General features: G+C 60.8%; 11 protein-coding genes. 7 read left to right on the top strand and 4 right to left on the bottom strand.

Annotated features, from left to right (window positions below; translation table 11 throughout):
• The first annotated feature begins 33 nt into the window (after nucleotides 1-33).
• Nucleotides 34-3,435, top strand: coding sequence for a YhdP family protein (locus tag K6N12_RS21880; protein ID WP_222148971.1), 3,402 nt, complete (start codon nucleotides 34-36; stop codon nucleotides 3,433-3,435).
• A gap of 13 nt (nucleotides 3,436-3,448) precedes the next feature.
• Here the strand turns inward: K6N12_RS21880 and K6N12_RS21875 are convergent, their stop codons facing one another.
• Complete coding sequence (locus K6N12_RS21875; protein WP_097628625.1) at nucleotides 3,449-5,110, bottom strand: alpha-amylase family protein; 1,662 nt, start codon at nucleotides 5,108-5,110, stop codon at nucleotides 3,449-3,451.
• Between the two features lie 201 nt (nucleotides 5,111-5,311).
• Between K6N12_RS21875 and K6N12_RS21870 the strand changes: the two genes are divergently transcribed.
• Nucleotides 5,312-5,593, top strand: coding sequence for a hypothetical protein (locus tag K6N12_RS21870; protein ID WP_097628654.1), 282 nt, complete (start codon nucleotides 5,312-5,314; stop codon nucleotides 5,591-5,593).
• 186 nt (nucleotides 5,594-5,779) lie between these two features.
• Here the strand turns inward: K6N12_RS21870 and tyrS are convergent, their stop codons facing one another.
• Nucleotides 5,780-7,036 carry a tyrosine--tRNA ligase gene (gene tyrS / locus K6N12_RS21865; RefSeq protein WP_097628626.1) on the bottom strand — a complete coding sequence of 419 codons (1,257 nt, stop codon included), beginning with the start codon at nucleotides 7,034-7,036 and terminating at the stop codon, nucleotides 5,780-5,782.
• 131 nt (nucleotides 7,037-7,167) lie between these two features.
• Here tyrS and K6N12_RS21860 point away from each other — a divergent pair, with 131 nt between their 5' ends.
• Entirely contained in the window at nucleotides 7,168-8,286 is a 1,119-nt protein-coding gene (locus K6N12_RS21860) for an anhydro-N-acetylmuramic acid kinase (RefSeq protein WP_097628627.1), read from the top strand.
• Nucleotides 8,287-8,351: 65 nt separating this feature from the next.
• Here K6N12_RS21860 and K6N12_RS21855 read toward each other — a convergent pair whose 3' ends face one another.
• Both K6N12_RS21855 and K6N12_RS21850 read right to left on the bottom strand, forming a co-directional pair.
• On the bottom strand, nucleotides 8,352-9,527 hold the full coding sequence (locus K6N12_RS21855) for an acyltransferase family protein (protein ID WP_097628628.1): 1,176 nt from the start codon (nucleotides 9,525-9,527) through the stop codon (nucleotides 8,352-8,354).
• 140 nt (nucleotides 9,528-9,667) lie between these two features.
• Nucleotides 9,668-10,345, bottom strand: a complete 678-nt coding sequence (locus K6N12_RS21850) for an alpha/beta hydrolase (protein ID WP_003568896.1) — start codon at nucleotides 10,343-10,345, stop codon at nucleotides 9,668-9,670.
• 217 nt (nucleotides 10,346-10,562) lie between these two features.
• On the opposite strand from K6N12_RS21850, the gene K6N12_RS21845 reads away from it, so the two are divergent.
• The 4 genes from K6N12_RS21845 (at nucleotide 10,563) to sufC (ending at nucleotide 14,425) form a co-directional block, all read left to right on the top strand.
• Nucleotides 10,563-11,780 (top strand): cysteine desulfurase family protein, encoded by a 1,218-nt coding sequence (locus K6N12_RS21845; protein ID WP_097628629.1) that lies wholly within the window; start codon nucleotides 10,563-10,565, stop codon nucleotides 11,778-11,780.
• Nucleotides 11,781-11,873: 93 nt separating this feature from the next.
• Nucleotides 11,874-13,343, top strand: coding sequence for a Fe-S cluster assembly protein SufB (gene sufB / locus K6N12_RS21840; RefSeq protein ID WP_097628630.1), 1,470 nt, complete (start codon nucleotides 11,874-11,876; stop codon nucleotides 13,341-13,343).
• Between the two features lies 1 nt (nucleotide 13,344).
• Nucleotides 13,345-13,590: a hypothetical protein gene (locus K6N12_RS21835; protein ID WP_003586275.1), complete on the top strand. Its 246-nt coding sequence runs from the start codon at nucleotides 13,345-13,347 to the stop codon at nucleotides 13,588-13,590.
• A gap of 79 nt (nucleotides 13,591-13,669) precedes the next feature.
• On the top strand, nucleotides 13,670-14,425 hold the full coding sequence (gene sufC / locus K6N12_RS21830; protein WP_037073856.1) for a Fe-S cluster assembly ATPase SufC: 756 nt from the start codon (nucleotides 13,670-13,672) through the stop codon (nucleotides 14,423-14,425).
• Nucleotides 14,426-14,444: the final 19 nt, after the last annotated feature.

Below are 14,444 nucleotides of genomic sequence, written 5' to 3'. Positions count from 1 at the left end.
AATTCTTCACTTAAAGGGAGAGCCCGAAGGCGCATGTCAGCCATCCGCGGCGAAAAGGTCACGTTTCGCAAGAAGGATATCGTTGCGCTGGACCGCTTGCCGTCCGCCCAGGCCGAGGATCCGATCATCGTCTCTTGCCCGCCGCCGCGTTCTCCTATGCGGCGCACGGCGAAGCTGACGGCCGGATTTCTGGGGGTGATTCTGCTTATCCTCGCCGGAATTGTCTTCACCGTCGAGAGCGGCATGTTCGACAAGCCGCTGTCGCAGCAGGCGCAGGCGGCGTTGAACGGCGTGGCCGGACCGCGCTACCGCGCCGAGGTCGGCTCCACCGTCATCCGTTTCACCTCGGATTTCCGGCTGGCGCTGGAAGCGCGCAACGTCAACATGATCGACGAGCAGAGCGGCCAGCACCTGTCGACGACGGGCTCGGTGCGGCTGGGGCTCGATCCGCTGCAGCTTTTCCGCGGCCGCATCGCCGTCACCGACATCGAAGCCGACGATATCGCGCTCGATACCGCTCTGTTGCCCTCCGGCAATCCTCTGACGCTCGACGATTTTCGCATCGACGCCATGCCGGCAGCGATGGAGAAGATCTTCTCGCAGTTCGACATGTTCGACAGTGTCGTCACGCGCGGCTCGACCAGCTCCGTGCGCATCTCCGGCATCGACATCAAGCTTGCCGACACCGCCAACGGCCCGCTGTCGCTGGTCGTCGACGATCTTGTCTTTGCCCATGCCGGCCCATCCTCACTGCAGTTGACCGGCGAAGTGGCGCTGAACGGCGAGGTGGCCGAGCTCGAGGTGCTGGCCGAAAAGGAAGCCGGCCACGTGTCGAAGGTGGTGGCGACGCTCAAGCATGCCGACCTCACGCCCTTTGCGCTGAAACGCAACGATCAGGGCGTGATCCGACAGGGGCTCAGTGCCTTTGCCGATTTGACGGTATCGGCCACCAGGGAACGCGATGGCGTGCAGCCGGCACTTGCGGCGACCGTCGACATCGATCCCGGCCAGATCTATGCCGACGGCGATCCGCAGGAACTGTCGGGCGGGCAGATCAACCTCGTTTATGATTTCGCCAAGCAGACGCTCGAAATCGCCCGGTCGAACGCCCGCTTCGGCGCGACCACGGTTCCGATCAACGGCGCGCTGATCGATCTCGACAAGCTCGACCCGCAGGCCGGCAAGGGCTTCGGCATCGATCTTCTGGTCAGCGGCGGCTCGGCAGCACCCGGCGGCTCCGGCGAGCAGCCGCTCTCCTTCGATATCCAGGCGACCGGGCGCTACCTGGTCGCCGGGCGGGAATTTCTATTTCCCAACATGACCGTCTCCAGTCCGCTCGGCGCGCTATACGGGGCACTGCACGTCAAGCTCGGGAGCAAATCGCCGGAGATCAGCTTTGCCGGCCAGTCGGCACAGCTGCAGACGACGGCGATCAAGCAGCTCTGGCCGTTCTGGATGGCGCCCAAGGTGCGCACCTGGGTGCACGGCAACCTCTTCGGCGGCAGCGTAGCCAACGCCTCCATCTCGGTCTTCATTCCCTTCGGCAGGCTGGACGAGGCAGCCGGCGGCAAGGGACTGAAGCTCGACGCCAACCAGATCCGCATCGGCTTCGACATCGCGGATGCGCGGATGAACATCGCCGGCGACATTCCGCCGGTTCGCGATATGGCGGCCCATTTCGACCTGACCGGTCCGGTTGCGACGATCGCGATCAAGAGCGGCACGTCGTTTTTCCCCTCCGGCCGGTCCGTCGGTCTCGGGCAGGGGACGTTCACCCTACCCGCCACGTACGACAAGCCGCTGATGGCCGATATCGATCTTGCGATCTCCGGGACAGCGGATGCCGTCGGCGAGCTTCTGACCTACAGGCCGATCCGGGTGCTGCAGCGCGCCGGCTTTGCGCCCGACGATCTCAAGGGGCGGATCGAGGCGAATGTGAAGGCGCATTTCGGCTTGCTCTCCTCGCAGAATCCGCCGCCGGCCGAATGGACGGCGGCGATGAAGCTCACCGATATCGATCTTGCCAAGCCGTTCTCCGGCCGCACGATCAGCAATCTCGACGGGACGCTGAACGGCAATCCGAAACAGATCACGCTGGATGCCAAGGCCCAGATCGACGGCGTCCCGGCCGATATCGATCTTGCCGAACCGGTCGAGGCCTCCGATGGCGCGAAGCGGACGCGGGTGATCACCGCGACGCTTTCCGAGGAGCAGCGCAACAAGCTGATACCCGGCCTTTCCGGCATCATCGGCGGCAGCGTCAAGATGGTGCTGACGCGGATCGACGACGACCGGCAGGATGTGCAGCTCGACCTGACCAAGTCGCAACTCGACCTGCCATGGATCGGCTGGTCGAAGGGCAGCGGTATTGCCGCGACGGCCGAATTCGAAACATTCGGCCCGGCCGACAATACCCAGATCAAGAATTTCCGGCTGAAAGGCGACGGTTTCGGCGCCAACGGTTCGATGAACATTGGCAAAGGCGGGCTGATCTCGGCCGATTTCGACAGCGTCAAACTCTCCTCGCTTGACGATTTTGCCCTGTCGGTGAAACGCAGCAAGGGCAATTTCGACGTCTCGGTCTCCGGCGACAGCGCCGATGCGCGGCCTGTCATCGCACGATTGAAATCGGGCTCGGGCGATGGCGATGATGACGGGGATGGCGGCGACACCGGCGTATCGGTGCGCGCCAGGCTGAAAAATGTCATCGGGTTCAACGACGAGAAGATCGGCAATTTCCAGGCGCAGGTGTCACTGCGCGGTGACAAGCTGCAGGCGCTGAACTTTTCGGCCGTGACCGACAGCGGCGAAGCCGTGGTCAGCCAGATGAAGGATGGCGGCGTCATCAACATCACCAGCGGCGATGCCGGCGCGGTGTGGCGTTTCGCCGATCTCTACCAGCACATGCAGGGCGGCCTGCTCAATCTGGCGATCCGGCTTTCGGCAGAGGGCGGCTGGGACGGCTCGCTCGACGTGCGCCGTTTCTCGATCGTCAACGAACAACGGCTGCGCTCGATCGTCTCGACGCCGGTTGGAAATGAGCAGCGCAGCCTCAACGAAGCCGTCAAGCGTGACATCGATACCTCTTCGCAACGCTTCCAGCGCGGCTTTGCCCGCGTCGTTTCGCGCAATGGCATGGTCGGCATCGAGAACGGCGTGCTGCGCGGCGACCAGATCGGCGCAACCTTCCAAGGCATTGTGCGCGATCGCAAGGGCAACATGGACATGACCGGCACCTTCATGCCGGCCTACGGCCTCAACCGGCTGTTTGCCGAATTGCCGCTGATCGGCGTCATCCTCGGCAACGGCAGCGATCGCGGCCTGATCGGCATCACCTTCAAACTCACCGGCAAATTCGACCAGCCGAACCTGCAGATCAATCCGCTGTCGATCATTGCGCCGGGTGTATTCCGGCAGATCTTCGAATTCCAATAGGCAGGGCCGAGACCTAAATCTCCTTGCGCCTGAGGAGATAGTCGAGGCCGCCGACGCGATACCAGCGGTAGCCGTAGGCATCGAGCCTGACGGTGTGAAAGCCTTTATCGTCTGCTTCACTGCTCGCGCCATCGGCAATGTCGATCAGCTGTCGTCCGTCTTCACCGACATCGGGATCGAAGGTTACTTCTGCCGGTTGCGCATGCAGATTGTGCAGGATCAACACGGAATTGCCGCGCCAGTCGTAGCGAAGCGCCAGCACGCCGTCGTCACCCGTGTCGACCACGGAGAAATCGCCCCATCCGATCTCCGGGGCTTCCTTGCGCATCCGGATCATCCGTTCGGTCCAGTTCAGCAGCGAATTGGGATCGCGCCGCTGTTCGGCGACGTTGACATGCTGGAACCCGTAGGGGCCGTCCTTGATAACCGGCGAGACAGGCTTTCCACTCTTGGTGAAACCGCCTTCCGGTTCCGTCGACCACTGCATCGGCGTGCGGGCACAATTGCGCTCCGGCAAGGCCAGATCGTCGCCCATGCCGATCTCGTCGCCGTAGCGGATGACAGGCGTTCCGGGCAGCGAAAACAGCAGGCTGTATGCCATCTCGATCCTGCGGCGGTCGCCGCCGAGCATCGGCGCCAGGCGACGACGAATGCCCCTGTCATAAAGCTGCATGTCCTTTTCGGGTCCGAAGGCGGCAAAGACCGCGCCGCGCTGCTTTTCCGACAGCCGACCGAGATCCAGTTCGTCGTGATTGCGCAGAAACAGACCCCATTGGGCGGTGGCCGGGCGCGGTTTCGTCGTCTCCATCGCCTTCTTCAGCGGCCGCGTATCGGCGCTGGCGAGAGCATAAAACAGCGCCTGATTGACCTGGAAATTGAACATCATCTGCATGCGGTCGCCGTCATCGCCGAAATATTCGAAATTGTCTTTCGGCAGGATGTTGGCCTCGGCGAGAATGATGGAATCGCCCAGTCGCCATTGCAGGAATTCGCGAAACTTCCTCAGCATGTCGAACTGCTCGACGGGCTTGGAAACGTCTGCGCCTTTCGTCTCGATTATGAAGGGGGCGGCATCCATCCGGAAGCCGGAGACGCCGAGCTGGATCCAGAAGCCCATGATCTTGAGGATCTCCGTCTGCACCTCGGGATTGGAGGTGTTGAGATCGGGCTGGTGGTCGTAGAAGCGGTGAAAATAATAGGCCCTGGCTTTTTCGTCATGGGTCCAGGTGGTCTTCTGGACGCCGGGGAAGACCATTCCCTGATCGGCATTCGCAGGTTTTTTGTCTGACCAGACGTACCAGTCGCGATAGCGTGAGTGCGGGTCGCTCCTGGCGTCTTGAAACCAGGGATGGTCCTTGGAGGTGTGATTGATCACCAGATCGATCAGCACGCGGATACCGCGCTGCTTGGCGCCATGGGTGAATTCGACGAAATCGCCGAGCGAACCATAGCGCGGGTCGACATTGTAATAGTCGGAAACATCATAGCCGTCGTCGCGGCCGGGCGACGTCTGGAATGGCATCAGCCAGATCGCCGTCACGCCAAGGCCGGAGAGATAGTCGAGGCGCCGCATCAGCCCCTGAAAATCACCGACGCCGTCACCGTTCGCATCCATGAAGGTCTCGACCGAGAGGCAGTAGATGACGGCGTTCTTATACCAGAGGTCGTTGATCATGCCGGAGCTCCAATCCAATCTGGTCGCAAATCCCGGCGGGCGGAAAAGGTTCCGATAAAGCGGTCTTTGTCGCACGGCTTATCCGCTGATTCCGACCTATACTGTCCAGTCGGGCAATGATGCTTTGCCTATTTTAGGTAATTCTGATGTAATGCAGCTTCCGGCTAGCAAATAATGGTCGGCGCGATGTCGGAGGATGCCATGCAGTGCGCTCGGACAGTCTCTTTCGTATCGGTCGCGGTGATCGCCGCCGCAGCTGGAGAGGTTTCGCATTCTGCAGAAAAGAGCGACAGGCTGAGGCCAACCGAGCTCATTCGTTCCGCCCATGTGCTGACGGTTCCTCTCGACGCGACGGTGACGCCGCCGACCTTCTCGATCAGCTGGTGGTCACGCGTGACGCGCGCGCCAGACGCCAATCCGCCTCCCTATGTCTTCCAGGAGGCTGAACGAATGGACGCGATTTCTCGGCCAGGCGCTGAGTGAGGGTTACCCGCCTATTCAGGAGTTGGACAAAGAAAAGCCGGCGCGGACGCCGCCTTAAAGCATGTCTCGCAAAAGTGTGCAGCGGTTTTGCGATAATGACATGCGAAAAAACAAAGACATAAAGCGTGACAAGCGAATCTGAAAGATCGCGGCACGCTTTAGATATCCATTCGAAACTGGATCCGCTTAGGCGGCGCGGCGGATCAAAATGTGCTTCTTTTTACCGAGCGAGAGCTTGATGACGCCGTCGGCGGTGATTTCGTTGCTGCCGATCAGACGGCGTTCGTCGCTGATCGCCTCGTCGTTGATGCGCACCGCGCCGCCCTGGACGTGTCGGCGCGCTTCGCCGTTCGAGCCGGCAAGGCCAGCGCGGACCATCAGGGACAGCAGGCCGATGCCGCCGTCGAGTTCGGTCGCAGGGATATCGACGGACGGCAGGTTTTCCGACAGCCCGCCTTCTTCGAAGGTCTTGCGCGCCGTTTCCGCAGCCTGCTCGGCGGCCGGACGGCCGTGCAGGATGGCGGTAACTTCGGTCGCCAGAATCTTCTTGACCTCGTTCAGCTCCGAACCGCCGATCGCCGAAAGCCTTGCGATTTCATCCATCGGCAGCGTGGTGAAGAGCTTGAGGAAGCGCGGCACGTCGGCATCCTCGGTGTTGCGCCAATATTGCCAGAAGTCATAGACGGGGCGCAGGTCGGCATTCAGCCAGACCGCGCCGGATGCCGACTTGCCCATCTTGGCGCCTGATGACGTCGTCAGCAGCGGCGATGTCAGTGCGTAGAGCTGCTGTGTCCCCATGCGGTGACCGAGATCGATGCCGTTGACGATATTGCCCCACTGATCAGAACCGCCCATCTGCAGACGGCAGTCGTAGCGCTTGGCAAGCTCGACGAAGTCGTAGGCCTGGAGGATCATGTAGTTGAATTCCAGGAAGGACAGCGACTGTTCGCGGTCAAGGCGCGTCTTCACGCTGTCGAAGGACAGCATGCGGTTGACGGAGAAATGACGGCCGACATCGCGCAGGAACTCGAGGTAGTTCAACGAGCGCAGCCATTCGGCATTGTTGATCATCAGCGCGGCATTGCCGGGTTTGTCGTAGTCGAGATAGTTCGAGAAGCAGTTCTTGATCGAGGCGATATTCTGCTCGATCGTTTCGATCGTCATCAGCTGGCGGGCTTCCTCCTTGAAGGAGGGGTCGCCGACCATGCCGGTGCCGCCGCCCATCAGAGAAATCGGGCGGTGGCCGGTTGCCTGCAGCCAGTGCAGCATCATGATCTGGGTGAGATGGCCGACATGGAGGCTGGATGCCGTCGGGTCGTAGCCGATATAGGCCGTCACGGTTTCCTTGGCGAACATATCGTCGAGGCCACGTTCATCGGAAACCTGATGAATGAAGCCGCGCTCTTTCAGCGTGCGGAGGAAATCGGACTTGAACTCGGACATGGCTTTCGTCTCTTGGTGTCTGCGCTTGACCCATATGGCTTCACGCAAGTTCGTTGTTGTTGATCTGTCGCGGCGCGTTTAGCACTGTTTTTATAAAAGTGCATCCGGGAATCGCATGGGAGGCAAGCCTCATGGATGTCATCAGAACCGCGATCGGCCTGATGAGCGGCACGTCGATGGATGGAATCGACGTGGCGCTGATCAGGACCGACGGCCGCGGCTTCATCGACCGCGGGCCGTTCCTGGGCGTGCCCTATGAGGCCGATTTCCGCGGGCAGCTGAAACGGGCGCTCGAACTGGCGCGACCGCTGACCGACAGGAACGGCCGCTCCGCTGAACTTCGCGACATCGAGCTTGAGTTGACCCAACGGCATGCAATTGCCGTTGCGGCATTCCTGGAGCGTTTCGGGCTTGCTGCCGATGCCGTCGATGTCCTCGGCTTCCATGGCCAGACCGTGCTTCACCGGCCCGACGAGGGGCTGACGGTCCAGATCGGCGACGGCCAAGAATTGGCGCGCCAAACCGGCATACCGGTGGTCTATGACATGCGTGCCAACGATATGGTTCATGGTGGCCAGGGCGCGCCGCTGGTGCCGGCCTATCATGCGGCACTGGCCGGAAAATTCCAGCAGGCCGGGCAGGCTGTCTGTTTCGTCAATATCGGCGGTATTTCCAACCTGACCTTCATCGGCACGGACGGGCGGATATCGGCCTTCGACAGCGGCCCGGGCAATACGCTGATCGACCAGTGGGTGGAGATGCAGACCGGCAAAACTTACGATCCCGGCGGCGAGATCGCCGGACGCGGCAAGGTCGTGGCCGCCCTGGCGGAGCGTTACCTTGATAACCCGTTCTTCCGCGGCAATGTCCGCCGCTCGCTCGATCGCGGCGATTTCGCGCCGCTTCGGGATGGCGAAGCGAGTCTCGAAGACGGCGCCCGGACGCTCGCGCATGTCGCTGCCGCCGCGATCGTCAAATCTGCCGGTTTCCTACCGGAGAGCCCGTCGATCTATATCGTCTGCGGCGGCGGGCGGCTAAACGCCACAGTGATGGCGGAGTTTTCGGCCATGGCCGAAGCACTGGGATCGCATGTGTTGACCGCCGAGCAGGCCGGCTTCGATGGCGACGCTATGGAGGCCGAGGCCTGGGGCTATCTCGCCGTCCGCTCGCTGGACGGGCTGCCGCTGACATTTCCTGGCACGACGGGCGTTACCGCCCCCGTCAGCGGCGGGATGCTCGCAAGGCCATGAGCGAGAGGGTGATGCTGAAGACGCGGCCCGGTTTCCTCAGTCCCGACCATGCGGCCGGCAAAGCCCTAACTCTTTACGGCGACTGGCCGGACATTGGATCCGCGCCCAGCCTGATTGCCATCCTCGACGCCTCTGACCTGGGCGATGAATGAGAATTTCTTGCGAAGGCCAAGGATCGGCTTCTCGATGAAATGCCAGGACAGGACCGCGACGGCGAGGGCCGAGGGCAGGCCGACGAGATAGAGCGCCAGTGCACCATATTTCGGATAGAGAAAGACCGTGGGGAAAGAGCTGATCCAGATCTGCAAGAACGGATCGTGGTAGAGATAGACCCCGTAGGAATAGTCGCCTTTCCTGAAGAAGGCGGGAATCGGAACTTCCGACAGGCCGATGAAGACTGTGATGTAAACCAGCGAGGTGATGACGATCGGCCGGTTGATCACCGACTCCACTGCCTGGCTGTCGAGGGTAACAATGGCGACGACGCAAACCAGGCAGGCGGCAGCAAATAGCCAGCGGGAATACGGAATGACGGCTTTGAACTGAAAGGCGACGATGCCCATCATGAATGCCGTTATCAGCTGCGAGCCCCGGCTCATGAACAGAAAGCGCGCGATCGGCTTGATCGAGCCCGGGAACAGATAGGGCATTTTCTGCACGATCAGGCCGAGGACGATATAGGCGGCCGTCACGGCGAGCAGCTTATAGCGGGTCTTCACGATGGCGGTGATCATCAGGAACGACATGATGATGTAGCAGAAGATTTCCCAGGGAACCGTCCAGAGCGCGCCGTTGACACGCTGGCTGGGATTGTCCTGGAAGACACCCGGCAGCTCGTAATGGATCCAGCCGACGATATTCAGGAAGTATTTGAAAAATCGCGGATCGGTAAAATAGTCGGCATGATAGACGACCGTGATGATCGGCCCGATGATCAGCGAACAAACGACGATATCGACGGCCAGTGCGGGGACGATTCGCAAGCCGCGATTGATCAGGAAGTTCCGCAGGCTCAGGCGTTGGGCACTGCCGGCGATCAGAAATCCGCTCAACGCGAAAAACATCGGAACAAGAGCATATTCGGTAAACCAGAGTACCGAGCCCCTGATGAAGGCATCATTCCTTGTCAGCAAAAAGGAATGGGTCAATACGATAGAAAAGGCGAGCCCAATTCGAAGAAAGTCGAACCCCGGACCGATACCCCTATACTTATCCAGGACTTCCCCGAACGACTTGGTCATTGCGGACCTCGCTTTAGTTAGGATCGCGAGGAACCTACCGCACTGCAATATAGATTGCAACACGGTAGGTGATCTGTTCCGGCACAATCGACCCAAGCGACCTGGATCGTGCCGAGCGGGATGGTTTCGGCGCTATGAGGTCAGCGGATCCGCTTGGCGGCCGGCTCTGGCACCAACTCGCCGTTCAGGCGGCGGTCGAGGTAGTCCTCGCATTCGCCCATCAGCGTTTCCACCTGGCCGTTGAAGAAGTGGTTGGCGTTGGAAACGGTGCGGTGGGTAATCAGAATGCCCTTCTGGGTCTTCAGCTTCTCCACAAGGCCATTGACGTCCTTTTCCGGCGCTACCTTGTCGGCCTCGCCGTTGATGATCAGGCCGGAGGAGGGGCAGGGCGCCAGGAAGGAAAAGTCGTAAGTGTTCGGCTGCGGGGCGATCGACATAAAGCCTTCGATCTCCGGCCGGCGCATCAAGAGCTGCATGCCGATCCAGGAACCGAAGGAATAACCGGCGACCCAACAGGTCTTCGAATCAGGGTGCAGGCTCTGGACCCAGTCGAGCGCCGAGGCAGCATCCGAGAGTTCGCCGGCGCCGTGGTCGAATTCGCCCTGGCTGCGGCCGATGCCCCGGAAATTGAAGCGCAACGTCGTGAACCCGCGCTTCTGGAACATGTAGAAGAGCTGGTAGACGATCTGATTATTCATCGTGCCGCCGAACTGCGGATGCGGATGCAGAATCAGGGCGATGGGCGCGCTTTTTTCCTTGGAGGGCTGGTAGCGGCCTTCAAGACGGCCGGCTGGGCCGTTGAAAATAACTTCGGGCATTGGTACTCCGGGTTTTATTTCGCGTTCGCGCTGCGTCGGACGACAACATGACTTGACTAGTGTTGTCAGCTTTTCTAAAACGCAGTTTAGAACAATTCGAAACTTGCATGGCGATCCACGCATCGTGGAATGTGTCATAAGGCAAGCCCGGCGGAAATTTCAAGAAAAATGAACCGCGGATGCTGAAGCAAGCTCGTCAAGCGCAGGACTGAAGATCATGGCGCCGCCACGCCTTTATCTCGACTGGAACGCCACAGCGCCGCTGCACCCCGCAGCACGCGCGGCGATCATGCGCGCCATCGACATTTTCGGCAATCCAAATTCCGTTCACGGCGAGGGCCGGGCCGCTCGCGCCGCCATCGAAGGCGCACGGCGCAAGGTGGCAGCACTTGCCGGCACCGATGCCGGCAATGTGGTCTTTACCAGCGGCGCGACCGAGGCCGCCAATCTGGTGCTGACGTCGGATTTCCGCATGGGCCGCACGCCGCTTCGGCTTGGCCATCTCTATTTTTCGGCGATCGAGCATCCGGCTGTGCGCGAAGGCGGGCGCTTCGCCAGAGAGAGTATGACGGAGATCCCGGTGACGGAAGCCGGCATCGTCGCTCTCGATGCGCTCGGCCACCTGCTCGAAGCGCATGACAAGGCTGCGGGTCTGCCGATGGTCGCTATCATGCTCGTCAACAACGAGACGGGAATCGTGCAGCCTGTCGAGGCAGCGGCAAAGATCGTCCACGCCCACGGCGGGCTCTTCGTGGTCGACGCCGTGCAGGCGGCGGCCCGCATCGCGCTCGATATCGAAAAGATCGGTGCCGATTTCATAATCGTTTCCTCGCATAAGATCGGCGGGCCGAAGGGTGCCGGCGCGCTCATTGCGCGCGGCGAGGCGCTGATGCCCAGGCCGCTGATCCAGGGCGGCGGACAGGAGCGGGGTCACCGCTCAGGGACACAGAATTCGCTGGCGCTGATCGGCTTCGGCGCGGCAGCAGAAGCGGCGGTCGACGAACTCGAGGCGCGCAACGCGGCGATCGGCGCGTTGCGCGAGCGGCTAGAAGCCGGCATGCGTCAGGCCGCAGCCGACGTGATGATCCACGGCGAGGGTGGCGAGCGTGTCGCCAATACGATCTTCTTCACCCTGCCGGGGCTGAAGGCCGAGACCGGACAGATCGCCTTCGATCTCGAAGGCGTTGCACTTTCCGCAGGCTCGGCCTGCTCATCGGGTCGGCTTGGCGAAAGCCATGTGCTGACGGCGATGGGCCGCGACGCCAAGCTCGGAGCGCTGCGCATCTCGCTCGGCTTTTCGACGACGGAAGAAGATATCGACAGGGCGATTGCGGCTTTCGCCAAGATCGCCAACCGGCGCAGGTCGGCGGGCGAGGCGGCTTGCCCCGTGTCAAAACTTGCGGAAACGCAAATTTCTGCTTGCCAATCGGGCTGAAAAGTCCCTTTTGGCCTCTTACATAAAGGGCAAGAGAAATGCCCAAACACTACAAGCTGCCGGACCTTGTATCCGGCGAGATTGGAGAATGAGATGGCTGCGGTGCAGGAAACAATCGACCAGGTGCGCCTGATCGATGTGGACCAGTACAAATACGGTTTCGAGACCGTCATTGAGATGGACAAAGCGCCGAAAGGCCTGTCCGAAGATATCATCCGCTTCATTTCGGCGAAGAAGCAGGAGCCGGAGTGGATGCTGGAATGGCGTCTCGAGGCCTATCGTCGCTGGCTGACGCTGGAAGAGCCGACCTGGGCGCGCGTCGACTATCCGAAGATCGATTTCAACGACATCTATTATTACGCCGCGCCGAAGAGCACGCCGGGCCCGAAATCGCTCGACGAGGTCGATCCGGAGCTGTTGAAGGTCTATGAGAAGCTTGGCATCCCGCTGCGTGAGCAGGAGATCCTTGCCGGCGTCGAGAAGCCGAAGATCGCCGTCGATGCCGTTTTCGACAGCGTCTCGGTCGTCACCACCTTCAAGGCAGAGCTGAAGAAGGCCGGCGTGATCTTCATGTCGATCTCGGAAGCCATCCGCGAGTATCCGGAGCTGGTACAGAAGTACCTCGGCTCCGTCGTTCCAACGAGCGACAACTACTATGCGACGCTCAATTCGGCGGTCTTTACCGACGGCTCCTTCGTCTTCGTGCCGAAGGGCGTTCGCTGCCCGATGGAGCTGTCCACCTATTTCCGCATCAATGAGAAGGGCACCGGCCAGTTCGAGCGCACCCTGATCATTGCGGAAGAAGGCGCCTACGTCTCCTATCTCGAAGGCTGCACGGCGCCGCAGCGCGACGAAAACCAGCTGCATGCGGCTGTCGTCGAACTCGTTGCGCTCGACGATGCCGAGATCAAATATTCCACCGTCCAGAACTGGTATCCGGGCGATAAGGAAGGCAAGGGCGGCATCTACAACTTCGTCACCAAGCGCGGCGACTGCCGCGGCGACCGGTCGAAGATCTCCTGGACGCAGGTCGAAACCGGCTCGGCGATCACCTGGAAATATCCGTCCTGCATCCTGCGCGGCGACGACAGCCGCGGCGAGTTCTATTCGATCGCCGTCTCTAACGGCCATCAGCAGATCGACAGCGGCACCAAGATGATCCATCTCGGCAAGAACACGTCGAGCCGCATCGTCTCCAAGGGCATCGCCGCCGGCGTTTCCAACAATACTTATCGCGGCCAGGTCTCGGCCCACCGCAAGGCTTCGAATGCGCGCAACTTCACCCAGTGCGACTCGCTGTTGATCGGCGACAAGTGCGGCGCCCATACCGTGCCCTACATCGAGGCGAAGAACTCGACGGCGCAGTTCGAGCATGAGGCGACAACCTCGAAGATCTCCGAGGATCAGCTGTTCTACTGCCTGCAGCGCGGCATCCCGACCGAAGCGGCGATCGCCCTGATCGTCAACGGCTTCGTCAAGGAAGTCCTGCAGGAATTGCCGATGGAATTCGCCGTCGAGGCGCAGAAGCTGATCAGCATTTCGCTGGAAGGCTCAGTGGGCTGACATGAGCGAGGCGGACAAGAAGCGTATTCTTGAACGTCTGGAGAATATGCGCGGGGAGATATTGGCGAAAATTCGCCCCCGCGAGCAAAGAAACGAGACGGAAACGCCGCCGGAGCGGCCTTATGTGTTTCTCCGGCAGCGCATGGAAAAACCGGGAGAGATCATTCAGGGGATCCCGGAATTTCTCGAATGGGTTTGGCTCGTAACGGTCGCGGTTTTCCGCGTTTTCCGTTTTTTGGGGCGATAGCGCCGAGCACAACATGTCGATGTCCTTAGAAATTACGCGAGGCTCCGATGAGCTACGCAGAGAAAACGCAGGAACCAAGATGCTTGAAATCAGAAACCTCCATGCTCGCATTGCCGAAGACGGCACCGAGATCATCCGTGGCCTGAACCTGACGGTAAAGGCCGGCGAAGTTGCCGCAATCATGGGGCCGAACGGCTCCGGCAAGTCGACGCTCTCCTATGTGCTGTCTGGCCGCAGCGATTATGAAGTCACCGAGGGCGACATTCTCTATAATGGCGAGAGCATTCTTGAGCTCGATCCGGCCGAACGCGCCGCCAAGGGCGTGTTCCTCGCCTTCCAGTATCCTGTGGAAATTCCGGGTGTCGCCACCATGCAGTTCCTGAAGGTGGCGATGAACGAGCAGCGCAAGGCGCGCGGCGAGGACGAACTGACGACGCCGGATTTCATGCGCCGGGTCAAGGATGCCGCCGGCAAACTGCAGATCAACACCGAGATGCTGAAGCGGCCGCTCAATGTCGGCTTCTCCGGCGGCGAGAAGAAGCGCGCCGAGATCCTGCAGATGGCGCTGCTGGAGCCGAAGCTCTGCGTGCTCGACGAAACCGATTCCGGCCTTGACATCGACGCGCTGAAGATCGTTGCCGACGGCGTCAATGCGTTGCGTTCGCCGGACCGCGCCGTCGTCGTCATCACCCACTACCAGCGCCTGCTCGACTATATCGTGCCGGATACCGTCCACGTGCTCTACAAGGGCCAGGTGATCAAGTCTGGCGACAAGACGCTGGCGCATGAGCTTGAGGCCAACGGCTATGCCGACATCATCGGCGCGGCGGCCTGATCTCGGGTGGAAAGGACGA

Source organism: Rhizobium redzepovicii, assembly GCF_019793435.1.
GTDB classification, from domain to species: domain Bacteria; phylum Pseudomonadota; class Alphaproteobacteria; order Rhizobiales; family Rhizobiaceae; genus Rhizobium; species Rhizobium redzepovicii.
Note: the sequence above shows the minus strand (reverse complement) of the source record. Positions and strands in the feature narration are given on the sequence as shown.